A 25,522-nucleotide genomic window follows, 5' to 3' on the forward strand; every position below is an offset into this window, starting at 1 on the left:
TCAGGCTCGGCCGGCGATGCGGGTGATGCGGTCGATGGCGCGCTCGAATCCGCTGGTGAGGTCGTCGAAGACGGCCTGGACGCTGCGCTCGCTGTTCATCCGGCCGACGATCTGGCCGACGGGCGTGCCGAGCAGCGGCTGGATCTCGTACTTCTGGATGCGGGACACGGCCTCGGCGACGAGCAGGCCCTGCAGCGGCATCGGGAGCGCGCCGGGGCCCTCCGGGTCGTCCCAGGCGTCGGTCCACTCGGTGCGCAGCTGGCGGGCGGGCTTGCCGGTGAGGGCGCGGGAGCGGACGGTGTCGCCGGAGCCGGCGGCGAGGAGCTTCTCCGTCAGGGCGCGCGAGTGCATGTCGGCCTCGGTGGTGGTCAACCAGAGGGAGCCGAGCCAGGCGCCCTGGGCGCCGAGGGCGAGGCCGGCGGCGATCTGCTCCCCGCTGCCGATGCCGCCGGCGGCGAGGACCGGAATCGGGCCGACTGCCTCCACCACCTCGGGTACCAGCACCATGGTGGCGATGTCGCCGGTGTGGCCGCCGGCCTCGTAGCCCTGGGCGACGACGATGTCGATGCCGGCCTCGGCGTGGCGGCGGGCGTGCTTGGCGCTGCCGGCGAGGGCGGCGACGAGGACGCCGTGCGCGTGGGCGCGCGCGATGACGTCGGCGGGCGGGGAACCGAGGGCGTTCGCGAGGAGTTTGATGGGGTAGTCGAAGGCGACGTCGAGCTGGTTGCGGGCGACCTGCTCCATCCAGCCGGTGATGCGCCACCCGGAGGCCTCGCCCTCGGCGAGCTCGGGCACGTGGTGCTTGGCGAGGGTGTCGCGGACGTACTCGCGGTGCGCGGCCGGGATCATCGCCTCGATGTCGGCCTCGCTGACGCCGTCGACGGCCTTCTTGGCGGGCATGACGACGTCGAGGCCGTAGGGCTTGCCGTCGGTGTGCTCCTGCATCCAGTCGAGGTCGCGCTTGAGGTCGTCGGGGGCGGTGTAGCGCACCGCCCCGAGGACCCCGAACCCGCCCGCGCGGGTGATCGCAGCGGCGACCGCCGGGAAGGGCGTGAAGCCGAAGATGGCGTGCTCGACTCCCAGTTTCTTGCTCAGCTCCGTCTCCATGGGCGGCAGGATGCCGCAGCCGGGCCGCCGAGGGAAGAGATTTTCTGATGCAGCGTCAGATTCTTTGCGGGCCGGTCGTGGCGGGAGGTGCGCGGCGGACGGGCAGATACTTCGGGAGGGCGCGACGGTGGACGGGAGGACCGGTCATGGAGGAACGCAAGGCCGCCGGCAACGACGGTGACACGGAAGGCCCCGGCGACGGGCACGGCATGCCGAACCCAAGCCGCACGAGCGGCCGGAACCACGAACGCGACGGGCCGGCCGGCGCGGGCGTGCACGATGGGGCCGGCGGGAACGACGGTGACACCGAGGGCTCCGGCGACGGGCCCGCTGGGGCGGCCTGGCCTGTCGGGCCCGACGGGGCGGGTGGGCCCAGTCGCGCCGACGAGCCCGGCGGGGACGTCGAAGGCGATGGCCTGCACGGCAGCGGCCACGGCGCCGGAACCCACGAGCGGAACGCCGAAGTCGTCGGCGGCAGCGACGGGGACACCGGCGTCCACCGCCGGGACGGCAGCTGCGACCCCCACCGCCGAAAGGCCGGCGACCCGGGGCCGGGTAGCGGGACCGCCAACACCACCGGCCCGGAGGCCAGGAACACCGGCCACCCAGGGCCGGACGGCGACACCGGCGACCACCACCGCCAGGAGGCCGGTGGCATCGCCCGCCACCGCGAGGCCGACAGCCCGGGGCCGGGTGGCGGGACCGCCAACACCCCCGGCCCAGAGGCCAGGAGCACCGGCGACCAGCGCGGCCCGGTCCCCGGGAGGGGCGACGGGGGCAGTGACGGGCGGGGGCTCAGTCGGCGGCGGCTCGGCGCGCGGCTGCTCGCGCTGGGCGGCGTGCTCGCGCTCCAGGCCGCGCTGCCCTGGCCGGCGGGCGCCGCCGGGGGGCCCGCCGAGCGGCGCGCGCTCCAGGGACTGCGGCTGCGCTACGGCTCCGCCCGCCAGGCCGGGCTGTTGGAGAGGCACCTCGAAGGGGTCGCGGACGAGGCGCGGCGGTTCCTCGGCCCCTCCCCCGAACGCCCGTACTACGCCGGGGCCGTGGTCCTCGCCGGCCGGGGCCGCACCGTGGCCCTGCACCGGGCGATGGGCGAAGCCGTCCGGTACGCCGACTACGACGGCCGCACCGACCGGGTGCGGGAGTTCCCGGCAGCCGAGCGCATCGCGATGACGGAGGACACGGTCTTCGACCTGGCCTCGCTGTCGAAGCTGTTCACCTCGCTGCTCGCCGTGCAGCAGATGGAGCGCGGGCGACTGGAGCTGGAGGCGCCGGTGAACCGGTACCTGCCCGAGTTCACCGGCGGGGGCAAAGAGGCGATCACCGTCCGCCAGCTCCTCACGCACACCTCGGGGCTGCGGTCCTGGGCCCCCTTCTACCAGGAGCCCACCCGGGCGGGCCAGTTGCGACTGCTGTGGTCGGTGAGGCCGCAAGAGACCCCCGGGACGGTCTACCGCTACTCGGACCTCAACCTCATCGCCCTCCAACTGCTCCTGGAACGGATCACCGGTCACACTCTGGATCTCCTGCTCCAAGACGAGATCACCGCTCCACTCGGGATGCACCGCACTCGTTACAATCCACCGCTCTCCTGGCGCCGTGTCACGGCCGCCACCGAAGTGCAGCGACCGCCCTGGTCCGGGCTGGACCGCGGGCTCGTCTGGGGCGAGGTCCACGACGAGAACGCGCACGCGCTGGGCGGCGTCGCCGGCCACGCCGGCGTCTTCGGCACCGCCTGGGACCTGGCCATCCTCGCCCGCACCCTGCTCGACGGCGGGGTCTACGCCGGCAGGCGCATCCTGCGCCCCGCCTCCGTGGAACTGCTCTTCACCGACTACAACACCGCCTTCCCCGGCGACGACCACGGCCTCGGCTTCGAGCTCTACCAGCCCTGGTACATGGGTGCCATGGCCACCCCGCACTCCGCCGGCCACACCGGCTTCACCGGAACCTCCCTGGTCCTGGACCCCTCCACCGATTCCTTCCTCATCCTGCTGGGCAACTCCGTCCACCCCGTGCGGACCTGGCGCGCGGGCAGCGCCCCCCGCGTCGCCACCGGCAACCGCTTCGCCCGCGCCGTCCCGGTCCGCACGAAGCACGGCGGCCCGGCCTGGTTCTCCGGCATGGAGACCGGGGGCTCCGGCACCCTCACCCTGCCGCCGCTCACCCCGTCCACCGGCTCCGCCCGGCTGCGCTGCGCGCTGTGGTGGGACACCGTGCCCGGCGAGGGAGCCCTGCACGTGGAGGCCTCCGCCGACGGGCTGACCTGGGAGCCGCTGCCCTTCAGCACCGTACGCACCACCGGCGGAGCCGCCGAGCAGTGGCCGCGCGGCTCCGTAACGGGCTGGTCGGGCCGCATCTGGCACCGTCTCGAAGCCCCGCTCCCCGCGTGGGCGGGCCGCGAGGTCCGGCTCCGCTTCCGCCACACCGCGCAGGGCCGCTACGTGGGCCGCGGCGTCTACGTCGACGTCCTGCGCGTGGCGGAGCCCGCCCGCCTCCTCTTCGCCGAGGACCGCCCCGCGGACGCCTCCCGCATCGAGGCGACCGGCTGGTCCCGCTCGGCGGACTAGCGGACCAGCGGGCTAGCGGACCAGGGGGGGTTCTTTCGGCCCGAACGGCTGCCATCGGGTATCGCATCCGTGCCCCGGAGCGTTGTCATTCGTTGGTGTGGGTTGTTGACCGTTGAACACGAAGTCATTGACGACCTCGACGACACGACGAAGGCGGGCAGAGCGCCATGAGCGACATCGACTGGGACCACCCGATCGACCCCAAGCCGGGCTGGACCCTGGACCACGTCAAGCTGTACGTCGGCTCCGGCGGCACCGAGGGGCAGTACTGGAACAACACCCAGACCCTGCTGCTGACCACCGTCGGCCGCAAATCCGGCAAGCCGGTGCGCACGCCGCTCATCTACGGCGAGGACGACGGCCGCTACCTCATCGTCGCGTCCAAGGGCGGCGACCCCGCCGACCCGCTCTGGTACCGGAACCTCAGCGAGCACCCCGAGGTCCGGGTCCAGGTGGGCCCCAAGGTCGTCCAGGGCGTCGCGCGGACCGCGAACTCCGAGGAGCGTGCCGCCTTCTGGCCGCTGATGGTCAAGCACTGGCCTTCGTACGACGAGTACCAGACCAAGACCACCCGGGAGATCCCGATCGTGGTGATCGACCCCGTCGCCTGAACCGGCCCGCCGCCTGAACCGGGCCCGCCGCCGGGCCCGTCCGGCCCCGGGCCCGCCCGACGTGACCGCGCGGCGTCAGTGCCCGAGCACCGCCATCGCCGCGTTGTGGCCGGGGACCCCGCTGACTCCGCCGCCCCGGACCGCCCCCGCACCGCACAGCAGGACGCCCGGGCGGCCCGTCTCCACTCCCCACCGGCCGCCCGCGCCGTCCGGCTCCGCGTAGGGCCAGGACAGGTCCCGGTGGAAGATGTGGCCGCCCGGCAGCCGCAGTTCGCGCTCGAGGTCGAGCGGGGTCTTCGCCTCGATGCACGGGCGGCCGTCGGCATCGAAGGCGAGGCAGTCGGTGAGCGGTTCGGCCAGGTGCGCGTCGAGCTGGGCGAGGGTGGCGGTGAGCAGCACCTCCCTCGCCCCCCGGTTGTCGTGTCCGAACAGCCGCGCCGGGGTGTGCAGTCCGAAGAGGGTCAGGGTCTGGTAGCCCTGCGCCGCGAGCTCGGGTCCCAGGATCGACGGGTCCGTCAGCGAGTGGCAGTAGATCTCCGAGGGCGGTACGGAGGGCAGTTCGCCGGCCCGGGCCTCCGCGTGCGCCCGGGCGAGCTGCTCGTACCCCTCCGCGATGTGGAAGGTCCCGCCGAATGCCTCGCGCGGGTCCACGGAGGTGTCGCGCAGCCGGGGCAGCCTCCGCAGCAGCATGTTGACCTTGAGCTGGGCCCCCTCGGGGGCCGGCCCCTCGGGCTCCTCGCCGAGCAGCTCGGCCAGCGCCCTGGGCGAGGCGTTGACGATGACCACGCGCGCGGCCACGCTTCCCTCTCCCGTCGCCGTCCGGAAGGTCACCTCGGCCGGCGCGGTCGTCCCGTCCGTGTCGATGCGCAGCACCTCGTGCCCGGTGGCGATCTCCGCCCCGGCCGCCAGCGCGGCCCCCGCGAGGGCGTCGGTGAGCGCGCCCATGCCGCCGACCGGCACGTCCCAGTCACCGGTGCCGCCGCCGATCACGTGGTAGAGGAAGCAGCGGTTCTGGGCGAGCGACGGGTCGTGGGCGTCGGCGAACGTGCCGATCAGGGCGTCCGTGAGGACGACCCCGCGCACCAGGTCGTCGGCGAACTCCCGTTCCACCGACTGCCCGACGGGCTCCTCGAACAGCATCCGCCAGGCCGCCTCGTCGTCGAGCCGGGCCCGCAGCTCCGTACGCGTGGGCAGCGGTTCGGTCAGCGTCGGGAAGAGCCGTTCGGCGGCCCGCCCTGTCGTCCCGTAGAAGGCGCGCCAGCTCTCGTACTCCCGGTCCGAGCCGGTCAGCCGTGCGAAGGACTCCCGGGTGCGGGCCTCTCCGCCGCCGACCAGCAGGCCGCCGGGCCGGCCGCCCCGCTCGACGGGGGTGTACGAGGAAACCGCCCGCTTGCGGACTTCGAAGCTCAGCCCCAGCTCGCGCACGATCTTCGCCGGGAGCAGCGAGACGAGGTAGGAGTACCGGGACAGTCTGGCGTCGACCCCGGCGAACGGCCGGGTGGACACGGCCGCGCCGCCGGTGTGCCCGAGCCGCTCCAGGACCAGCACCGAGCGGCCGGCCCGCGCCAGGTAGGCGGCGGCGACCAGCCCGTTGTGGCCGCCTCCCACGATCACCGCGTCGTACACGTCCGAACCGAAGCCCCGCGAGGTCGTCATGGCTCTTGGTAACACACCTGCCCGAGCCGCTCCAGACAGTGCGCCTCGTCGGCGTGGGCGGCGACGGTGTCGGGGTGGTCGTCGCCCAGCGACCGTTCGCGGATGCCCGACAGTTCCCGGTACAGCGGCAGCGCCTCGTCCCAGCGGCCCAGCCGGCCGAGCCCGACGGCGAGTTCCCGGCGGCTGACCAGGGTGTCGGGGTGTTCGGCGCCGAGCGCCCGGGCCCGCGCCTCGCCCACCTGCCGGGCCTCGGCCACCGCTTCCTCCCACCGTTCGAGGCGCCCGAGGTTGACCCCGAGGACGTGGCGGGCGCGCAGCGTCTCCGGGTCGGCGGCCCCGTAGGCGCGGGTGCGGTCGCGGACCAGGTCCCGGAACAGCTCCAGGGCCTCGGCGCAGCGGCCGGTCCGGCCGAGCGCGATGCCGGCCTCGTACCGCGCGGCCAGGGTGTCGGGGTGGTCGCGGCCCAGGACCCGCTCCCGGACGGCGGCGATGTGCCGGAAACCGTCCAGGGCCTCCTCCCAGCGCTCCAGGCGGCCGAGCGCGTACGCCGCCTCGTACCGGGTCAGCAGCGTGTCCGCGTGCTCCGCGCCCAGGGCGGCCGCCCGGTCGGCGGCGACCTCGGCGGCGACGGCGTGGGCCTCGGCGAAGCGGCCGAGGGCGCCCAGCGCGCAGGCCAGGTTGTGCCGGCAGCGCAGGGTGTCGGGATGGTCGGCGCCCATCGTCCGCTCGCGGCCGGCGAGCACCGCGCGGTAGCCCTCGTAGGCCTCCTGGTGGCGGCCGAGCAGGCCCGTCTCGTACGCCGCCTCCTGGCGCGCGGCGAGGGTGTCTGCGTGGTCCGGGCCGAGCACCCGGGCCCGGCCCTCGGCGACGGCCGTGTACCCGGCGAGGGCTTCCTCGGTACGGCCGGCCCGGCTGAGGGCGAAGGCCCGGGCGTGGCCGGCGGCGAGCGCGTCACGGCCGGTGGGGTCCGCGCCGGGGGCGCGCTGGACCCCGTACGCGGCGGTGAGCCGCGGGTCCTCGGCCGGGCGCGGGCGTACGACGGACAGCCCGCCCGGGCGGGCTGCGGGCGCCTGCGACTGCCCCTGCGACTGGCCCTGCCCCTGCCCCTGCGCCTGCGCCGGGGTCCCGGCGGGCCGCCCGGCGGGGCCGTCCGCGCGGGCGGCTGCGCCGGGCACGGGCGGCTCGGCGCCCGGGCGGGTGGCCGTCCAGGATCCGGTCAGGACGGCCCATGCCCCGCTCGCGGGCCGGGCTTCGAGGCCGGCCTTGCGCCCGGCGGTCATCCCGTCGGCCCATTCGGGCAGCGGCGGGTGCGCGCCCGGCGCCGTGCCGGGGCCGAGCCGGGCCTCGACGAGCCGCCGGTGCAGGTGGCGGGCGTCGCCCGGGCGGTCCTCGGGGCGCTTGGCGAGCAGGTCGAGCACGAGCCGCTCGAAGTAGTCGGGCAGCTCGGGGCGGTGCTCGCGCAGCGGCACGGGCTCGGTGTCGCGGTGGCCGACCAGGACGGACCAGGAGTCGCCGAGGTCGAAGGGCGGGGCGCCGGTGGCGATCTCGTACAGGACGCAGCCGAGCGAGTAGAGGTCGCTGCGGTGGTCGACCTCACCGCCCGCGATCTGCTCGGGCGACATGTAGTGCGGGGTTCCCATGGCCACGCCGCCGCCGGTGAGCTTCGCGGTGAAGCCGATGTCGGCGGCGATCCGGGCGATGCCGAAGTCGCAGATCTTCACCGTGCCGTCGGTGAGCCGCATGATGTTCGCGGGCTTCAGGTCCCGGTGCACGACGCCCTGGTCGTGGGTGTAGCCGAGGGCGGCGGCCATCTGCTCGGCGATGTCGACGACCACGTCCACGGGGAGCGGGCGCGCTTCGTTGTCGTCCAGGAGCTGGCTGAGATTGCGGCCTTCGAGGAGTTCCATGACGAGGTAGAGGGGGCCGCCGGCGGCGCTGTCGTCGCCGAAGTCGTGGACGACGGTGACGCCCCGGTGCTGGAGGGACGCGGCGACGCGCGCCTCGCGGCGGAAGCGCTCGCGCAGCACCTGGGTGAAGTGGGCGTCCTGCTCGGGCCCTATGGGCTTGAGGCATTTGACGGCGACGTGCCGGCCCAGCGACTCGTCGCGGGCCCGCCACACCTCGCCCATGCCGCCTCGGCCGATCAGGTCGAGCGACCGGTACCTGCCTTGGATCAGTCTGGACTCCGCCATGTCTTGAAGTCGCCCCCGTGTGTCGTGCTACGCCCTCCCCGGCCGGTCCAGTATGGCCGCTGATGTACGCAGTGTGTACGGCGCGGGGCGGCTCCCGGGGCCCATGCGGCGCATCGCTTTCAAGATGTGACCTGGGGGCAGCTGCCAGCGCAGACCTGCGGGAATGCTGCGCAGCAGGCTACCGGTGAGACGCAGGCGGCGGGTGACGCTGCGCGGGGCCGGTGCGGGGCGGCCGTACAGCTGGTGCGCGTATCCGGGGAGGGATCCGTAGGCGAGGGCGGCGAGCGGGCGCCACACCAGATTCCGGCCAGGGACGAGGAGGGGATGGACGGGCGGCGCGCACAGGAAGGCGTCCACTGCGTGCGCGTCGGGGCCGGCGGCGAGCTCGGGGCGGATCCGCTCGAAGTAGGCGGCCAGCTGGACGGTGTCGGCGGGTACACCGGAGGCGTCGAGCCCGACGAGGCGGGCGTTCACGAGGTTCTCGGCGACGTAGCGGTCGGCCTGGCCGGGGCTGAGCGGGACCCCTGAGCGCCGCAGGACGTGCAGGAAGCTGTCGATCTGGGCGCAGTGGATCCACAGGAGCAGCTCGGGGTCGTCGACGGGGAAGCGCTCGCCGGTGGCGGGGTCGGTGGCGGACAGCGTGCTGTGGATCTTCCGGACGCGGGCGCCGGCCCGCTCGGCGGCCTCGGTGGTGCCGTAGGTGACGGTGCCGACGAAGTCGGCGGTGCGCAGCAGCCGGCCCCAGGCGTCGCCCGGGCCCTTCGCGCCGCTGAACGCGGAGCTGTTCTCCATCACCCCGCGGACGGCGCGCGGGTGCAGGGCCTGGAGGTAGAGCGCGCGGACTCCGGCGATCCACATCACCGGGTCGCCGTGGCACTGCCAGGTGACGGATCGCGGGCCGTAGAGCCCGGGATCGGGTCCGCCGCTCTCACCCATGGCCGTCGCTCCCCCGCTCGCCGCGTGTTCCCGTGTTCCTGTCCTTCCAGCATTCCACCCGGCGGGCGCCCGTACGCGCCACTAGGATGTCCGGTCGGCGGACCGCACCCGCCTCCCCCGGAGCGAGGAGGCACGGTCATGAGCACAGAACACGCGGCACACACGGCACACGTGGGACGCGCGGGGCAGCTCGACGGGCAGGTCGCGGTGATCACGGGCGGGTCGGCGGGCATCGGCCTGGCGACGGCCCACCGCTTCGTGCAGGAGGGCGCCCGGGTCTTCATCACCGGCAGGCGGCCGGCGGAACTCGCCTCGGCGGCCCGGGAGCTGGGCGGGAGCGCCGTCGCCGTGCCCGGTGACGCGTCCCGCGTCGAGGACCTGGACCGGCTGTACGCGGCCGTCGCCGCCGGGGGCCGTCCGATCGACGTCCTGGTGGCCAACGCGGGCGGCGGACCGGCGGGCGGCTTCGCCGAGTTCACCGAGGAGCAGTTCGACGCGACCTCGGACCTGAACTTCCGGGGCACCTACTTCACCGTCCAGCGGGCCCTGCCGCTGCTGCGGGACGGCGCCTCGGTGGTCCTGCTGGGATCGGCGGCCGGGTCCTCGGCGTCCACCCGGTTCGGCGTGTACGCCGCCACGAAGGCGGCCGTACGGTCCCTCGCGCGCAGCCTGGCCCTGGAGCTCGCGGGGCGCGGGATCCGGGTCAACACCCTCAGTCCGGGCCCGGTCGACACCCCGGCGCTGGCCCAGGCGCCGGCCGGGGTACGCGAACGGGCGACCGCCGGGGTCCCGCTCGGCCGGGCCGGACACCCCGAGGAGGTGGCCGCGGCGGCCCTGTTCCTCGCTTCGCGGGAGAGCAGCTTCATCACCGGCATCGAACTCTTCGTGGACGGCGGCGCCGGCCAGATCTGAGCCCCGGGGGCGCAGCGGTCGGACGGGCCTGCCTGCCTGCCCGAGGAGCGGACGTCCACCGCGCGGCTGCCCGGGCTTCAGCCGGCGGCCGGCGTGAACTCCACGAGCAGGGAGGAGGGTCCGCGGGTGAAGACGCCCTGCTCGGCCGGGTCGTACCCGTCGGCGGGCCGGATGCCGGGCATCGCGTCGAGGAGCTGGTTGGTGGCGATCTCCACCTCGGCCTTGGCCAGGAGCGCGCCGACGCAGAAGTGCCGTCCGAGCGCGAACGCCAGGTGGTCGGCGGCCGCGGAGAAGGCGGTGGTCGCCGTCAGGTCGTCGCGGAAGATGTCGAACCGCTCCGGGTCCTTGTACCGCCCGGGGTCGCGGTTGGCCGCTCCGATCAGGCAGGTGACGGTCGCCCCGGCGGGGATGGTGCCACCGCTCACGGACACGTCGACGGCGGCCTGCCGCATGATCATGTGGACCGGCGGGGTGTAGCGCAGGGTCTCCGCGAAGGCCCGGTCGATGAGTCCGCGGTCCCGCTGCACGGCCGCGAGCTGTTCGGGGTGGGCCAGGAGGTTCGAGAAGAGCCCGGCGATGGCCTTGTCGGTGGTCTCGGCGCCCGCCGTGAGGAGCAGGCTGCAGAACGCCTTGATGTCCTCGTCGCTCATGCTCACCCCGTCGACCTCGGCGGCGCAGAGCGCGGACAGCAGGTCGTCCCCGAGGTGCTCGCGCCGGTTCCTGATGACCGGCAGCATGTACGCGGCGAACTCGGCCTGGGCGCGCGCGCCGGCCGCCGCCTGCTCCGGGTCTCCGGACAGGTTGGCGATGAACGCCACGAAGGCCCGGTACCAGTGGCCGAGGGCCTCCTGCCCGGACCGGTCCAGTCCGAACATGTCGGCGATGACCGAGATGGGGAAGTGGGAGGCGAAGCCGCTCACCAGGTCGACCGAGCCGGTGTCGCGGAACCCGTCGATCAGCTCGCGGGCGTTGCGCTCGATGACGGGGACGACCTTGTCGCGGAGCTCGTTGCCGCGGAAGGCCGGGGCCACCAGGGCGCGCCGCGTGGCGTGTTCGCGCCCGCTCATCTGGAGCAGGGTCTTGCCGTGCACGGGCTCGGCCTGCCACGCGTAGTTGTCCGTGGTGAAGAGCGAGTCCTTGTCCTTGAACGCCCGCGCGACGTCCTCGTAGCGCGAGATGAGGTAACTGCGCGTGGGCTCGTGCCAGCTGAGCGGCGCGCTCTCGCGCAGGGCCCGGTACGTCGGGTAGGGGTTCTCGGCGAACTCCCGCGACAGGATGTCCGGGACGTCGGGCGCGGCGGTCATGGAGTTCCCCCATCAGCTTGGCCTGCCGGCTGTCCTGAGGTGCCTCGGGCGATCGTCACCACGATGCCCGGTCGTGCCGCGTCGTGCTGTGTGGTGCGCCACAACGCCGTCTGCGAGCACTTTCAAGGAAACCGCAAGCCGTCCGCCGCCGCCAGGGCTTCGACACCGGCGCACGGGCACACGGGGGCGCGTACGCCGGCGGGACTGCCCGCGCGCCCCCGTGTGCCCGTAGGCCCGTACGCCCGTACGCCCGTACGGGCTCCGCTCAGCGGCGGACGCGCGGCATGCCGAGGCCGATCCAGGAGATGATCTCGCGCTGGATCTCGTTGTTGCCGCCGCCGAAGGTGAAGATGACCGCGCTGCGGTAGCCGCGCTCCAGCTCCCCGTGCAGGACCGCGCCCGCCGAGCCGTCCTTGAGGGAGCCGGCCGCGCCGACCACCTCCATCAGCCAGGCGTACGCGTCCCTGCGCGCCTCGGAGCCGTAGACCTTGACGGCGGAGGCGTCCTGCGGGGTGAGGGTGCCGTCCTGGACGGCGTTGACCATCTGCCAGTTGAGCAGCTTCATCGCGTCGAGGCGGGCGTGGGTGCGGGCGAGGCGGCCGCGGACCCAGTTGAGGTCGATGACGCGACGACCGTCGGCGATCTTGGTCTCGGCGGCCCAGCGCTGGACGTCGTGCAGGGCTCGGATGGCCATGGTGCCGTGGGCGGCCAGGGTGACCCGCTCGTGGTTGAGCTGGTTGGTGATCAGCCGCCAGCCCTTGTTCTCCTGGCCGACGCGGCGGCTCGCGGGGACGCGGATGTCCTCGTAGTAGCTGGCGGTGGTGTCGTGCGAGGCGAGGGTGTTGATGAGGGTGCAGGAGTAGCCGGGGTCGGCGGTCGGCACGAGGAGCATGGTGATGCCCTTGTGCGCGGGGGCTTCGGGGTCGGTGCGGACGGCGAGCCAGACCCAGTCGGCGGTGTCGCCGTTGGTGGTCCAGATCTTCTGGCCGTTGACCACGTAGGTGCCGGTCTCCTCGTCGCCCTCGCGCACGGCCTTGCACTTGAGGGCGGCGAGGTCGGTGCCCGCGTCCGGCTCGCTGTAGCCGATGGCGAAGTCGATCTCACCGGCGAGGATCTTGGGGAGGAAGTAGGCCTTCTGCTCGTCGGTGCCGAACTGCATGATCGTCGGCCCGACGGTGTTGAGCGCCATCAGCGGCAGCGGCACCACGGCCTGCGCGGCCTCGTCGAAGAAGATGAACTGGTCCATGGGCGACATCCCGCGCCCGCCGTACTCCTTCGGCCAGCCGACCCCGAGCCAGCCGTCGGACCCGAGCCGGCGGATGGTCTCCCGGTAGAAGCGCTTCTGCTCGGCCGGGTCCTCGTACCGGGCGTAGACGTCCTCGGGGATCAGCTCGGCGAAGTACGCGCGCAGCTCGGTGCGCAACTGCTGCTGCTCAGGCGTGTATTCGAGGTGCACGGCCCCTCCGGGTCTCTCGTGGCTCAAGGTCGCGCGGCCGTCCACCGCCGCCGCGGGGGCAGACTAGAACCTGTTCCAGCAATCCGGAAGGGTCAGCGGGGCACCACCGCGTTTCCCGCGAGCCCCGGGCGGATCAGGACCTTGACGTGCTCCTCGGGGCGGCGCAGGGAGGCGAAGGCCGCGTCCGGCCCGGCGAAGCGCCGGGTCTCCTCCAGGGCGAACCACTCGGTGGCGGCCGTGACCGTCTCCCCGCGCAGCAGCCGGACGATCGCGTCGAGGGAGTCGGCCGTCATCTCCCGGGAGCGCAGCGGGTCGACGCCCATCATGAAGGCGTCGGACGGCAGCTGTCCGGGGCCGACGCCGAGCAAGGCGCGGCCCCGGGACTGCTGGTCGAGCCGGCAGATCCGGTCGGCGAGGATCAGCGGCTGGTGGTACGGGAGGGAGTTGACGCCGGTCCCGAGCCTGATCCGGGAGGTCCGCTCGGCGGCGGCCGCGAGGAACAGCTCGGGCGAGGCGACGATCTCGTACCCGGCGAAATGGTGCTCCCCCACCCAGACCTCGTCGGCGCCTGCTCCGGCGTCCGACGAAACACCGCTCCCGCCGCGGCTTCAACAGCCGCGCCGCCGTCCTCCCACCGAGTGGGACGGCTCCTGCGGACCGCGGCTCAGGTGTAGAGGAAGACGTAGTCGAAGTACACGAGGTCGCGGATGCCGTCGAAGCAGAACGAGCCCGACGGGATCACGTCCAGGCCTTCCTGCAGGGCGCCCTTGTCGTACGTCCCGCTCTGCCGCCAGGCCGCGGCGGAGGGAACGTACGGCTTGAGCTCCACGGGCAGGGTCGTCAGCGCCGTGGCCTCAAACTGGTGTGCGGGATCGCGCAGGATGCGGTTCGCGGTGCCCGGCTTGAGGTGGGCCATCCCGACGAGGCGGATGCGGGAGTCCGGGCTCGGTATCATGCGGTCGCCGTCGGTCTCGTCGATGTCGTAGCCCAGCCAGTGTGCGTCGGACACGTCGCCCAGCGCGGTCCAGAAGCGGCGGTTGAGCGGCTCCAGGTCGGTGCGCACCTTCTGGCGGGCCTCCTCCTCGGGCCACCGCGCGTAGCCGATCCCGCCTCCGATGAGGAGCAGCGGGACCCCCGCTCCCAGAAGGAACCGCCGTCTGCTGTGGCCCCGCTGCGTGTCCATCAAGCCCCCCGGTACCCGTTCCGTCAGTTCAGGGCGCTGATCATAGCGGCGGCCGTCACCGTCATCGCCTCCCTTGCGGCGGCCAAATACGGGCGGGGGTCCGCCGGGGTCAGGTGGGTGCGGATGGCCTCGGTCATCGCCACGTTGAGGGCGGTGCCGATGTTGACCTTCCGGATGCCGCCGGCGACGGCCGCGGCGAGCTCCGCGTCCGGCAGGCCGGAGGATCCGTGCAGGACCAGGGGCACGTCGACGGTCTTGGCGAGCCGGGCGAGCAGCGCGTGGTCCAGGGCCGCGGTCCGGCTGGTCATCGCGTGGCTGCTGCCGATCGCGACGGCCAGCGCGTCCACGCCGGAGTCGGCGACGAACCGGCGCGCCTCGTCGGGGTCGGTACGGGCGCCCGGCGCGTGCGGGTCCAGCGGCGCGGCCCCGTTCTTCCCGCCGACCTCGCCGAGCTCGGCTTCGATCCAGAGCCCGTTGACGTGCGCCCAGTCGGCGGCGGAGCGGGTGGATTCCAGGTTCTCGGCGTAGGACAGGTGCGCCGCGTCGTACATGACCGAGCTGAACCCCGCGTCCACGGCCTGGCGCAGCAGTTCGGAGCTCTTGACGTGGTCGAGGTGGAGGCCGACGGGAACCCCGGCGGCCTCGGCGACGGCGACGGCCGCGCGGGCGATCGGCAGCAGCTGCCCGCCCCGGAACTTGACGGCGTTCTCGCTGAGCTGGAGGACGACGGGCAGGCCGGCCGACTCGGCGCCCGCGACGACCGCTTCGGCGTGCTCCAGCGTGATGATGTTGAAGGCGGCGACGGCGCGGCCCTGTGCGGCGGCCTCCAGGACGAGCGTGCCGGCGGAGACGAGGCTCATCGGACCGCCTCCTCGCCCGTGGTGAGGATGACCGAGCGGGTCAGGTTGCGCGGTGCGTCCGGGTCCAGCCCCTGGTGGGCGGCGACGGCGACGGCCAGGCAGTGCACGCGGACCAGCTCGGCGAGCGGGTCGAGGTGTCCGGCCACCCACTGGGCCCCGGTGCCCCGGACCTGTTCGGCCAGGCCCTCGGGGGCGTCGCCGAGCGACCAGGTGGCGGTGCCGGGCGCGGAGACGCTGATGGGCCCGTGCCGGTACTCCATGGCCGGGTAGGACTCGGCCCAGGCCAGGGCGGCCTCGCGCATCTTCAGCGCGGCCTCGTTGGCGAGTCCGACGCTCCAGCCCCGCCCGAGGAAGGTGAACTGCCCCCGGGTCTCGAGCTCCGCGGGGAGGGGGTCGGCGAGCGCGGTGCGCCCGTCGGCGACGACGGAGGGGCTGTGCAGGCCGACGTGGGCGCGCAGCAGGGTGAGGGCGGTGGTGGCGAACCGGGTCTGGACGACGGACCGCTCGTCGGCGAAGTCCAGTACGACGAGCTCGTCGGCGAGGGTGATGACGGGGGTGTCCGGGTCCCCGATGACGGCGGTGGTGGGGACGCCCGCGTCCCGCAGTCCGGCCAGCAGGTCGAGCACCTCGGTGGTGGTCCCGGACCTGGTCAGCGCGATCACCCGGTCGTAGCGCCGGTGGCGGGGGAACTCGGACGCGGGGAAGGCGTCGGTCTCGCCCGCCCCGGCCTCTTCCCGCAGTACGGCGGCGGCCTGGGCCATGTAGTACGAGGTCCCGCAGCCGACGATCGCGGTGCGCTCACCCGGGCGCGGCAGCACCGCCCGGCGCTCGGGTGCCAGTGCGGCGGCCCGCTCCCAGCACGCGGGCTGCGTGCCCAACTCGTACGCGACATGGCTCATGGCGGCTCCCTGGCGTGGTGCGTGGACCTGAATGCGTGTTCTTGCAAGATAGTGCGGACTTTCACGCAACTTCAAGCATTTCAAGGATGATCTCCTGCGTTAATGTCGACGCATAGGCCAAGAGAGACCATCGACGCCGAACAGTGAAGCGAAGACCGAAGCCGAGACCGAAGGGGTGGCCGATGACCCGCAAGGAACGCTGGCAGACACTGCTGGACCTGCTGGTGGAGCGGGGCGAGCTCGAGGTGGAGCCCGCCGCCGAGGCCCTCGGGGTGTCCGCCGCCACCATCCGCCGCGACCTCGACCAGCTCGCCGAACAGCAGCTGCTGGTGCGCACGCGCGGCGGAGCCGTCCTGCAAGGGGTCTCGTACGAACTCCCCCTGCGCTACCGCACCTCGCGCCGGGCCGCCGAGAAGGGCAGGATCAGCGCGGCGGTCGCGGCGCTGATCGTCCCCGGCGAGGTGATCGGCCTGACCGGCGGCACGACGACCACCGAGGTGGCCCGCACCCTGGCCGGCCGGCCCGACCTCGCCACCGGGTCCCCCGCCCTCACCGTCGTCACCAACGCCCTGAACATCGCGAGCGAGCTGGTCATCAGACCCCAGTTCAAGATCGTGCTGACGGGCGGCGTGGCCCGCCCCCAGTCCTACGAGCTCACCGGCCCGCTGGCCATGGAGGTGCTCGGGCAGCTCACCGTGGACACCGCCGTCGTGGGCGTGGACGCCTTCGACCCGGCCGACGGCGCCGCCACCCGCCACGAGGACGAGGCGGCCATGAACCGGCTGCTGTGCGAGCGCGCCCGGCGCGTGGTGATCGCGGCCGACTCCAGCAAGCTGGGCGTCCGCGCCTTCGCCCGGATCGTCGCGACCGACGCCGTGGACGTCCTGGTGACGGACACCGGCCTGGCACCGTCGGTCGCCGTGGCGTTCGAGGCGGCGGGCGTGGAGGTCATCCGCGTCTGAGCCCCACCCGACCCGCGCACCGCACGCCCGCACGGCCGGTCCCGACCACTGGTGGGCGAACAACGGCACGGACCCCGCGACCCGGCAAACCTTCCCGGCCACAGCCCTAGACTCCACCGGATGGCCGACGATCTTCTGCGACTCACCGTGCTGGGCAGCGCCACGCCCTACCCCGCCGCCGACAACCCCTGCTCCGGCTACCTCGTCGAAGGCGGTGGCGCCCGCGTCTGGGCGGACGCCGGGAGCGGAACCCTGGGGGCTCTGCAACAGCACGTCGGGCTGGGCGAGTTGGACGCGATATGGATCTCCCACCTGCACGCCGACCACACGGCCGACCTGCTCACCGCCTCCTACGGACTGCTCTACGCGGACGTGCGGCGGGCTTCGCCGCTCCCCCTCTACGGGCCGCCCGGCCTCGCCGACCGGCTGGCCGGGTTCCTCACCAACGGGCCTGACCGCAGCCCGGTCGAGGCCGCCTTCGCGGTCCACGAGCTGTCCGACGGCCACCACGTGGAGATCGGCGGACTGGGCCTCACCAGCCGGGCCGTGTCCCACGGCATGCCGGCCTTCGCCCTGCGCGCCGAGTCCGGGGGCGCGTCGCTGGTGTACTCCGGCGATACGGCGCCCTGCCCGGCCCTGACCCGACTCGCCGAGGACTGCTCCCTCCTGCTCTGCGAGGCCGACAGCGCGGCGCACCCGGCCGGGGTCGAGCCCGTGCACCACACCCCCGAGGAGGCCGGCGACACCGCGCGCGCCGCCCGCGCCCGGCGGCTCGTCGTCACCCATGTCGGCCGGGACCTGGAACCGGCCGAGGCCGTGGCCCGCGCCGCCGCCCGCTACGGCGGACGCGTCGACCACGCCGCACCCGGCGGCGTCTTCTCGATCGGATAGGACCCGGTCGCGGCGCCGGTCAGTGGGCGGGGAGCCGGCCCGCCTCACGGGCCAGGGCCGCGAGGACCGGGGCGATCAGCGGATGCGTCTCGGCGCCGCGACGGGTGGCGGCGAAGACGCGGCGGGTCGCCGCCGGGCCGGCCACCGGGCGGACCTGAACCTCCTTGAGGTCCATCCCGCGTAGTGCCGAGCGCGGCACCAGGGCGACGCCCGCGCCCGCGCCGACCAGTGCGACCACGGCCCGGAAGTCGTCGGAGGAGTGCACCAACCGGGGCTGGAAGCCCGCCAGTTCGCAGGCCAGCTGCATGACGTCGTGGCAGGGGTTGCCGGGGTACTGGCCCACCCATTCCGCGTCCGAGAGATCGGCGAGCGGCACCTCAGGCAGGTCGGCGAGCGGGTGGCCGGCGGGGAGGACCGCGTCGAAGGGCTCCGCGTAGAGCGGGAGCACGGACAGCCGGCCGTCGCCGGCGCCCGGGGCGCCCCGGTACTCGACGGCCAGCGCGAGGTCCGCCTCACCATCGAGCAGCAGCAGCAGGCTCTGGTCGCCCTCCGCGTCGCGTACGCGCAGCCGGATGCCGGGATGGTCCAGGGCGAGCCGCGAGATGGCCGGGGCCAGGACTTCGGCGATGCCGGTGGCGAAGGCCGCGACGGTGACCTCGCCCGCCGAGCCGCCCGCGTAGGCGGCGAGTTCGGCCTCGGCGCGCTCTAGCTGGGCCAGCACCTCGTGGGCGTGCCCGAGGAGGATCTCACCGGCCGCGGTGAGCCGTACGCCCCGGCCGCTGCGGGTCAGCAGCGCGTGGCCCGTCTCCTGCTCCAGCGCCGCGAGCTGCTGGGAGACGGCGGAGGGGGTCAGGTACAGGGCTGCGGCCGCGGCGGTCACCGTACGGTGGTCCGCCACGGCCCGCAGGATGCGCAGCCGGCGGGGGTCGATCACCCGACCATTCTCGCAGGCCGCGGGGGTATGCCGGGCCGACCGATCGTGCGGGCGGCCACGTCCGCCGCGCAGCCGAAAGCCCACCGGAACCCGGGCCCCGGCCCGGGCCGCAGACCGGGCCCGGCCGGGGTCAGGCCTCGGCGCCCGTCAGGGACGTCAGCGCCGAGCGGGCGTCGATGAACGCCGCCACCGCGCGCTCCACGTCGGCCGTGGAGTGGGCGGCCGAGAGCTGGACGCGGATCCGCGCCGCGCCCATCGGGACCACCGGGTAGGAGAAGCCGATCACGTAGACCCCGCGCTCCAGCAGGAGCTCCGCCATCTTGGCGGCCTCCGCCGCGTCGCCGATCATCACCGGGGCGATGGCGTGGTCGCCGGGCAGGACCTCGAAGCCGGCCTCGGTCATCTTCGTGCGGAACAGCGCGGTGTTCGCGGCGAGCTGCTCGCGCAGGTCGCCCGCCGACTCCAGCAGGTCGAGGACCTTCAGCGAGGCGGCCGCGATGACCGGGGCGAGGGAGTTGGAGAACAGGTACGGGCGCGAGCGCTGGCGCAGCAGCTCGACGATCTCGGTGCGCGCGGCGACGTAGCCGCCGGAGGCGCCGCCCAGCGCCTTGCCGAGGGTGCCGGTGATGATGTCGACCCGGTCCATGACCCCGTGCAGTTCGGGGGTGCCGCGCCCGCCGGGGCCGACGAAGCCGACGGCGTGCGAGTCGTCGACCATGACCATGGCGTCGTAGCGGTCCGCGAGGTCGCAGATCTCGGCCAGCGGGGCGACGTACCCGTCCATGGAGAACACGCCGTCGGTGACGATGAGCCGGCGGCGGGCGTCCTGCGACTCCTTGAGCCGGGTCTCGAGCTCGGCCAGGTCGCGGTTGGCGTAGCGCAGCCGGCGGGCCTTGGAGAGGCGGATTCCGTCGATGATCGAGGCGTGGTTGAGGGCGTCGGAGATGACCGCGTCCTCGGGGCCCAGCAGCGTCTCGAAGACTCCGCCGTTGGCGTCGAAGCAGGAGGAGTAGAGGATCGTGTCCTCCTGGCCGAGGAAGGCGGAGAGCCGCGCCTCCAGCTCCTTGTGCACCTCCTGCGTACCGCAGATGAAGCGGACGGAGGCCATGCCGTAGCCCCAGCGGTCCAGCGCCTCCTTGGCCGCGGTGACGACCTCGGGGTGGTCGGCGAGGCCGAGGTAGTTGTTGGCACAGAAGTTGAGGACCTCACCCGCCGCGCAGCCCGAGGTCACGGCGACGGCGGCGTTCTGCGGGGTGCCGATGACGCGCTCGGACTTGTGCAGGCCCGCGGCGCGGATCTCGTCGAGGGTGGTGCGGATGTCGGCGCGAACGGTCTCGAACATGCGGTGCTCTCTTTCTCCTGGTGCGGCGTGCGGAGGAGGGGGGCCGGGCCCCGCGGAGGGGGGAGGTCAGGGGCAGGAGACGGCCCGGGCCGGGCTCCGGGGTGGTCGCCGCCATCCTCGCCCGCACCCGTCAGCGCTGCCACCCGGAATCCGCGCGACCGCTCGGCGCGACCGTCGGCGGCAGGACGGCCCGGTGCCACGGCAAGGACGGCGGACGGCTGCCGAGCGGCTCGGATCCGGCCGGGGGAGCGGTCGTGACGTGCAGCCCGGCGTCCAGGCCGAGGGCCACGGCGACGGCCGTGCCGTCGGGCTCGGCCAGGCCGGCCGGTGCGCCCGTGTAGAGCATCTGGGACTCGTACCAGGACCGGGCGCCGTCCGGGCCCGACACGGCGACCGTGCCCGTGCCCGCGCGGCCGGCGAGCACGCCGCCCGCGACGCCGACGGCGCCGTAGCCGCCCTCGCCGCCCGCCTCGGTGACCGGCGAGAACTTCGGCGCGGATCCCGCGGGCCCGCCCGCGGTGGCCAGGGCCGTGGCCACGGTGCCCGTGCCCGGCCGGCGGAAGTGCAGGCGTACGCCCTCGCCCTGCGCGCTCGCCGAGAGGGGACCGGTGGTCGCCGGCAGCCCGGTGGGGAAGGGGCCGCCGGACGGGCCGCCCGGGGCCGGCTGGATCCAGGCCAGCACGCTCTGGGCGGTGGCCGCGTAGACGTGGCGCCGGCCCGCGCCGTCGGCCGCCGTGACGGGGTCGCCCTGCAGGGCGGCGCCGCCCAGGGCCTGCCACGTGCCGAAGTCACCGCCCGGGGCCGTCTGCGCGAGGGCGCGCAGGGTGCGCCGGGAATCGCGTACGTACACGGTCATGCGGCCCGCGGGGTCCACGGCGACGGCCGGCGCACTGATCGCCGAAGTGCCGGATATGTCGTCCGTGTCCGGGGTGCCCAGCGACTGCCACGGGCCGAACGCGCCGTCCGGCGCGGCCTGGACGGCGTACACGAGGCCGCGCCCGTAGTCCTGAGGTCCCGGGCCCAGGGTGGTGCGGGTGCCGAAGACCGCGACCCTGCCGTCGGGGAGCCGGACCGCCGTGGCGCCCGCGTCGATCCCGTCGCCCGGGAGGAACTCGGGGCCCTGCCAGGCGGCCTTGGGGCCGGTGCGCGACCAGTACGCCATCCGGCCGTCCAGGACGGCGAAGGCCCACAGCCGGCCGGGAACGCCCTCGGTCATCCAGGAGGTGGTGTCGCCCCGGCCGTAGCGCAGGGTCTGGCTCCATCCGGCGCCGGCCGGCCGCGTCGCGGTCTTGCGGTCGCCGCAGCCGGCGGGGCTGCCGCACCAGTCCTGGTGGTCCATCCAGGCGTAGGTCTTGAGGTAGCCGAGCTTCTCCTCGGCCGCCTGCGGGTCGAGCGTCGGGGGCAGGGAGCTGTTGGGGTAGCTCACGTAGTTCTGGACCGAGAAGTGCGGCCGGTCCGCGGACTTCGCGTAGCGCTCGGTCGCGGCCTGCACGAACCGGGCGCCGTACATGTGGTCCTGGTGGTCGAGGAAGGCCCCGCCGCCGTGGGCCCGGCCGGGAGTCGGGTCCTGCGTGCGTATCGTGGTCGGCCGGTACGTCGCGAAGACGCCCGCTATGGCCTCCACGACCTGATCCCTGGTGTACGAGAACGAGGGCTTGACCGGAGTCCCGGAGGCGAGCTGGGCGCCCAGGGCGGGGACCCTGCCGTCCCACAGTCCGCGCAGGCTGTCCGGATTGTCGCCGGAGATGCTGCGGGCCTCGCGCAGCTGCATCCAGACCAGGTTGACCTCGGGCCTGGCGACGAGGACGTCCACCTCGGCCCGGCCCCCGCCGGCGGTGGGTATGGACTTGCGCTGCCAGGCGCTGGTCCGGTTCCCGGTGGCCATCTGGGCATAGGCGGCGCGGATGCCGTTCTGCCGGGCTTCGGCGTAGGCGGCGTGGTCGGCGGGCCCGGCGGGATCCTGCAGGTGCGGGCTGTGGGCCTCGTTGCGGCCGTCGGCCTCGCCGGAGGTGAGGTAGACGGTGGAGACCTCGACGCCCGTCGATATGGAGCGGCTCAGGTCCGGGTTCATGAAGAAGAGGTCGTCGTCGGGGTGCGCGACGACTTGGAGGACCGTGCCCTCGGTCACACTCGACGGGAGCGCCGCCTCGGGGGCCGCCGGCTCCTGCGCGCTCCCGTGTCCGTAGGCCCAGGTGGTCACCCCGGCGCCGGCGACGGCGAGCGTGGTGAGCAGGGCCGCGAGGCGGGTGCGGCTGGCCAGGGACATCGAGAACGCCTTGAGGATCGGTCCGGTGCGGAATTCCGCCGAGGGGGGTGGGTCGGTGCCCCGATGGCCCCACCGCTTCCGGAGGCGACCGGGCCCGATTATGCCTCGGGTGCTTGCGGCTGACACACCCTCAAGAGGCATATGAAGGCATACAATCCGATCACTCCCATTCATCGGATACATCCCATTTGTCATCATTGGGGATGTGGGTGGGTGCGTTCTGCCGACCGCGGGAGCGTGCCGGGCACCGCTTCTTCCGGGCGCTGCGCCGACGGGGCGGGACGCCGACCGAGACGGGGGTCACACCCGGCTCAACGGCCACCGGCCACCGGCCACGGGCCGGGGGCCGTCGCCGGTGTGCGGCGGCGGCCCCCGGTGGGGTGCGAAGGGTGGATCAGCCGGTGAAGCCGGTCGTGATGGAGGTGAACTGCCAGTCGCTCTGGGCGATGCCGGAGCAGGTCTCCTGCAGGCCGCCGCCGGGGCAGCCGCGGTCGCGGTTCACCGACCAGAAGGCGAGGCGCGCGATGTGGTGGGAGTTGGCCCAGTTGCGGATGTCGGTCCAGTTCTGGACGGTCGTGGTCTCCTGGGTGTCGCTGATGCCGTTCATGCCCGAGATGCCGATGTGGGCGTAGGCGGTCGCGTCGTCCCATCCGTAGGTGGACTTGAGCTTGGCCTTCAGGCCCTCGGTCGCGCTGACGGTGCTGGCGTACATGTCGGTCGAGGCGTTGCCGAAGTCGAACGGCATGATGGTGAAGACGTCGATGCCGGTGTTGAGCGCCTTCGACTGCTCTATCAGTCGGTTGCCCCAGCTGGTCGGGCCGGTGGTGCTGGTGCCGAAGGTCAGGATGGTCTTCAGGCCGGGGTTGTTCTGCTTGACGATCTTGAGTGCCCCCAGGATGCGGTCCTGGACCACGGCGTTCTCGAACTCGTCCGTGTTCTCGATGTCCACGTCGATGGCCTTGAGGCCGTAGGCGCTGATGACCTGCTGGTAGGCGCCGGCCAGGGCCTCGGCGCTGGAGCAGTTGGGGCCGAGCTTGTTGCCCTGCCAGCCGCCGATGGAGGGCACGATGTCACCGCCCGCCGCGCGGATCGAGGCGATGGTGCTCTGGTCCACACCGCCGGTCAGCGGGCGCTGGCCGTCCCAGGACGGGTTGCACCCGCCGGAGGAGAGGATGAAGGCCATGGTGAACCACTTGGCGCCGGTCGCGTTCATCACGCTCGTCGCGCTCGGTGGGTTGCCCCAGCCCAGGTAGAGGTACGGTGCGGCCTGCTTGAAGCCGGTCGGCGGTGTGGTCCCGTTGTCGGTGGTGACGTTGACCGGGTTGGAGGCGGGCGAGCTGTTCCCGGCGAGGTCGCGGGCGCGGACCGTGAACCCGTAGGCCGTGTTGGGGGTCAGGCCGCTCACGGTGACGCTGGTGGTGGTCGAGGTGGCGACCTTGTTGCCGCCCTGGAAGACGTCGTAGCCGGTGACGCCGACGTTGTCCGTGGACGCCGTCCAGGCCAGGGACGCGGTGGTGGAGGTCTTGCCGGTGGAGGCGAGGCTTCCGGGCGTGGTGGGCGCCTGCGTGTCGACGGTGCCGCCGGGTCCGTCCAGGGTGATGTCGTCGGCGTGGTAAGTGCCCTGCCCGTACCAGCCGTTGAGGTAGACCTCGGCGCTGGTCTGGGAGGCGCCGGTGGTGAAGCTGACGGTCAGCTTGGTGTAGGCGGCGGCCGAGGGGGTCCAGGTGGAGGCCCCGCCGGTGACCCCGAGGTAGACGTAGCTGCCGCGGACCCAGGCGGAGAGGGTGTAGGTGGTGTTGGGCTGCACGGCGACCGTCTGCGTGCACTTGGCGTTGTCGGAGGCGCTCGCCGCTCCGGCGAGCGCCTTGCTCCCGCCGTGCACGGGGGATCCGACCACGGAGCCCAGGCCTCCGGAACAGGACCAGCCGGCCGTGCTGCCGGTCTCGAAGTCGCCGTTGCCGAGCAGGTTGGCGCCGAACGCCGCACCGGGAGAGGTCAACACCGCGGCCGCGCCGAGCAGGGTGGCGCCGAGGCCGCAGGCCAGACGGGTTCGGATTCTGGTGCTGGTGCTGGTACGCAAGGAAGTGCCTCCAGTGGGAATGGGGGGACGGCGCGAAGCGCGAAGCGCGGGGCGTACGGCCGCTGGACGTGGGGGAGTCGGCGGCGGGAGGGAGCCCGCCGAAGGGTCGTACGCCGGGTGGGGCAGGGGAGTTGGCTTCGTGGCGACTGCGTGACGGCTTCGTGGCCGGGAACCTAATCCTCCGGAAGGGCCGCCGTCAACAGGTCTGGACCAACTGGAAGTTGGTTACCCCAATCGGAAAGTTTCCTAACCGTGAGGGTTGACAAGGGGGCCGCGTTTTCGCGAGCCTGGCCCGACAGAGTGGCCACACCCGCCCCTAGTGGAGCCCCCGCCGCGGGGCATTTCGGCCCGCCGTGGGGCAGCCGGCCCACGGCGGATCGACAGGCCCACGGCGTGCCGACAGGCCACGGCGGATCGGTGCTCCTCAGCCGATGAGCGCCTCGGTGATCTGCCGCGTGGTCTGCGCGGCGACGCGCGGGTCGGTGGCCGCGGCGTGGACGTACGCGTTCAGTCCGGTGGCCAGGGCCCAGCCGCGGCCCCGGGTCCAGGTGGCGCCGTCCACGCCGAGCGCGGTACGGAAGGCGGCCCGGCTCCGGGCGGACATCAGGGTGAAGGCGATGGTCAGGTCGCGGGCCGGGTTGCCGATGCCGAGGCCGCCGAAGTCGATGACCGCGCTGAGGCGGCCGTCGACGGTCAGCAGGTTGCCGGTGTGGAGGTCGCCGTGGAACCAGACCGGAGCCCGGTCCCAGCCGGGGGCTCCCAGCGCCGCGTCCCACAGCCCGGTCATGGCCGCGGCGTCGAACGCGTCGCCGACCCGCGCGATGGCGGCGCGCGTCGCACGGTCCCGGTCGGCGAGCGGCTCGGCGGTGAGGTCGTCGCGGACGCCCCCGGCCGGGACGGCCACGGGTGTGAACCGCTGAAGGGCGGTCAGGAACCTCGCCAGCTCGACGGCGGCCTCCGACGAGTCGGCCAGTGCCTCGACGGTCGCGACCTCCCCGTCCAGCCAGCGGGAGACCGACCAGGGCCACGGATAGCCGAGGCCGGGCCGGCCCACCGCCACCGGTACCGGGATGGCCAGCGGCAGGTGCGGGGCGAGCCGGGGCAGCCACTCGGACTCCTTCTCGGCGTGCCCGATGACCCCGGAGCCGCGGGGCAGCCGGACCGACAGCTCCTCGCCCAGCCGATGGATCACATGGTCCGCGCCGGCCGGGTCGAGGAGTCTGAGGGGCAGCCCGGCCCACTGCGGGAACTGCGCGTCGACCAGGCGTCGGACCAGTGCGGCGTCGATCACCGGGCGGGTGTGCGAGGCCGTCTCGGTCTCCAAGGACAACTCCTGCCGTCGGCCCGCTCCGTGGCGGCGGGCG

Annotated in this window: 19 protein-coding genes and 1 pseudogene; 5 read left to right on the forward strand and 15 right to left on the reverse strand. The window is 73.8% G+C overall.

The annotated features are described in order from the left end of the window. A complete protein-coding gene (locus tag DRB96_RS09015; protein ID WP_112447952.1) occupies nucleotides 1–1,107 on the reverse strand; it encodes a nitronate monooxygenase family protein in 1,107 nt (368 codons plus the stop codon). Nucleotides 1,108–1,928: 821 nt separating this feature from the next. Between DRB96_RS09015 and DRB96_RS09020 the strand changes: the two genes are divergently transcribed. Continuing rightward, nucleotides 1,929–3,674, forward strand: coding sequence for a serine hydrolase domain-containing protein (locus DRB96_RS09020; RefSeq protein WP_204358006.1), 1,746 nt, complete (start codon nucleotides 1,929–1,931; stop codon nucleotides 3,672–3,674). Nucleotides 3,675–3,841: 167 nt separating this feature from the next. After that, complete coding sequence (locus tag DRB96_RS09025) at nucleotides 3,842–4,285, forward strand: nitroreductase family deazaflavin-dependent oxidoreductase (protein ID WP_112447953.1); 444 nt, start codon at nucleotides 3,842–3,844, stop codon at nucleotides 4,283–4,285. 75 nt (nucleotides 4,286–4,360) lie between these two features. On the opposite strand, the gene DRB96_RS09030 is transcribed toward DRB96_RS09025, so the two are convergent. The 3 genes from DRB96_RS09030 to DRB96_RS09040 are packed head-to-tail and all read right to left on the reverse strand — an operon-like array spanning nucleotide 4,361 to nucleotide 9,069. Continuing rightward, the gene (locus tag DRB96_RS09030; protein WP_112447954.1) at nucleotides 4,361–5,941 is read right to left on the reverse strand and encodes an NAD(P)/FAD-dependent oxidoreductase; all 1,581 of its coding nucleotides are present in this window, start codon (nucleotides 5,939–5,941) and stop codon (nucleotides 4,361–4,363) included. Beyond that, nucleotides 5,938–8,133 (reverse strand): serine/threonine-protein kinase, encoded by a 2,196-nt coding sequence (locus DRB96_RS09035; RefSeq protein WP_112447955.1) that lies wholly within the window; start codon nucleotides 8,131–8,133, stop codon nucleotides 5,938–5,940. The genes DRB96_RS09030 and DRB96_RS09035 overlap by 4 nt, the downstream gene beginning before the upstream one ends. Before the next feature lie 27 nt (nucleotides 8,134–8,160). Further along, nucleotides 8,161–9,069, reverse strand: a complete 909-nt coding sequence (locus DRB96_RS09040; protein WP_112447956.1) for an oxygenase MpaB family protein — start codon at nucleotides 9,067–9,069, stop codon at nucleotides 8,161–8,163. A gap of 138 nt (nucleotides 9,070–9,207) precedes the next feature. Here DRB96_RS09040 and DRB96_RS09045 point away from each other — a divergent pair, with 138 nt between their 5' ends. Further along, nucleotides 9,208–9,981: a glucose 1-dehydrogenase gene (locus DRB96_RS09045; RefSeq protein ID WP_112447957.1), complete on the forward strand. Its 774-nt coding sequence runs from the start codon at nucleotides 9,208–9,210 to the stop codon at nucleotides 9,979–9,981. A 77-nt stretch (nucleotides 9,982–10,058) separates the two neighbouring features. Here the strand turns inward: DRB96_RS09045 and DRB96_RS09050 are convergent, their stop codons facing one another. From DRB96_RS09050 to DRB96_RS09075, 6 genes and pseudogenes are all read right to left on the reverse strand, one after another. After that, a complete protein-coding gene (locus DRB96_RS09050; RefSeq protein WP_112447958.1) occupies nucleotides 10,059–11,285 on the reverse strand; it encodes a cytochrome P450 in 1,227 nt (408 codons plus the stop codon). A 265-nt stretch (nucleotides 11,286–11,550) separates the two neighbouring features. Next, nucleotides 11,551–12,741 carry an acyl-CoA dehydrogenase family protein gene (locus tag DRB96_RS09055; RefSeq protein ID WP_112447959.1) on the reverse strand — a complete coding sequence of 397 codons (1,191 nt, stop codon included), beginning with the start codon at nucleotides 12,739–12,741 and terminating at the stop codon, nucleotides 11,551–11,553. A 92-nt stretch (nucleotides 12,742–12,833) separates the two neighbouring features. Beyond that, nucleotides 12,834–13,301: pseudogene (locus tag DRB96_RS09060) on the reverse strand (LLM class flavin-dependent oxidoreductase); the annotation flags it as partial. Between the two features lie 104 nt (nucleotides 13,302–13,405). Continuing rightward, nucleotides 13,406–13,924: a hypothetical protein gene (locus DRB96_RS09065; protein ID WP_112447961.1), complete on the reverse strand. Its 519-nt coding sequence runs from the start codon at nucleotides 13,922–13,924 to the stop codon at nucleotides 13,406–13,408. Between the two features lie 23 nt (nucleotides 13,925–13,947). Further along, entirely contained in the window at nucleotides 13,948–14,784 is an 837-nt protein-coding gene (locus DRB96_RS09070; protein ID WP_112447962.1) for a class II fructose-bisphosphate aldolase, read from the reverse strand. Next, entirely contained in the window at nucleotides 14,781–15,683 is a 903-nt protein-coding gene (locus DRB96_RS09075; RefSeq protein ID WP_112447963.1) for an SIS domain-containing protein, read from the reverse strand. Before DRB96_RS09075 ends, DRB96_RS09070 begins: the two co-directional genes overlap by 4 nt. A gap of 182 nt (nucleotides 15,684–15,865) precedes the next feature. Between DRB96_RS09075 and DRB96_RS09080 the strand changes: the two genes are divergently transcribed. Together DRB96_RS09080 and DRB96_RS09085 are read left to right on the forward strand one after the other, a co-directional pair. Then, complete coding sequence (locus DRB96_RS09080) at nucleotides 15,866–16,645, forward strand: DeoR/GlpR family DNA-binding transcription regulator (RefSeq protein ID WP_112447964.1); 780 nt, start codon at nucleotides 15,866–15,868, stop codon at nucleotides 16,643–16,645. Between the two features lie 120 nt (nucleotides 16,646–16,765). Further along, the gene (locus DRB96_RS09085) at nucleotides 16,766–17,536 is read left to right on the forward strand and encodes an MBL fold metallo-hydrolase (protein ID WP_112447965.1); all 771 of its coding nucleotides are present in this window, start codon (nucleotides 16,766–16,768) and stop codon (nucleotides 17,534–17,536) included. Between the two features lie 19 nt (nucleotides 17,537–17,555). Here the strand turns inward: DRB96_RS09085 and DRB96_RS09090 are convergent, their stop codons facing one another. The 5 genes from DRB96_RS09090 to DRB96_RS09110 all read right to left on the reverse strand — a co-directional run bounded on the left by DRB96_RS09090 (nucleotide 17,556) and on the right by DRB96_RS09110 (nucleotide 25,482). Then, entirely contained in the window at nucleotides 17,556–18,470 is a 915-nt protein-coding gene (locus tag DRB96_RS09090) for a LysR family transcriptional regulator (protein ID WP_112447966.1), read from the reverse strand. Between the two features lie 130 nt (nucleotides 18,471–18,600). Then, nucleotides 18,601–19,812, reverse strand: coding sequence for a glycine C-acetyltransferase (locus DRB96_RS09095; protein ID WP_112447967.1), 1,212 nt, complete (start codon nucleotides 19,810–19,812; stop codon nucleotides 18,601–18,603). Nucleotides 19,813–19,942: 130 nt separating this feature from the next. After that, entirely contained in the window at nucleotides 19,943–22,078 is a 2,136-nt protein-coding gene (locus tag DRB96_RS09100; protein WP_112447968.1) for a PIG-L family deacetylase, read from the reverse strand. Nucleotides 22,079–22,472: 394 nt separating this feature from the next. After that, nucleotides 22,473–24,122, reverse strand: a complete 1,650-nt coding sequence (locus tag DRB96_RS09105) for a carbohydrate binding domain-containing protein (RefSeq protein ID WP_239516765.1) — start codon at nucleotides 24,120–24,122, stop codon at nucleotides 22,473–22,475. A 460-nt stretch (nucleotides 24,123–24,582) separates the two neighbouring features. Then, nucleotides 24,583–25,482, reverse strand: a complete 900-nt coding sequence (locus tag DRB96_RS09110) for an aminoglycoside phosphotransferase family protein (protein WP_239516079.1) — start codon at nucleotides 25,480–25,482, stop codon at nucleotides 24,583–24,585. Between the last annotated feature and the right edge of the window lie 40 nt (nucleotides 25,483–25,522).

It is taken from the genome of Streptomyces sp. ICC1 (assembly GCF_003287935.1).
Taxonomy (GTDB): Bacteria; Actinomycetota; Actinomycetes; order Streptomycetales; family Streptomycetaceae; genus Streptomyces; species Streptomyces tritrimontium.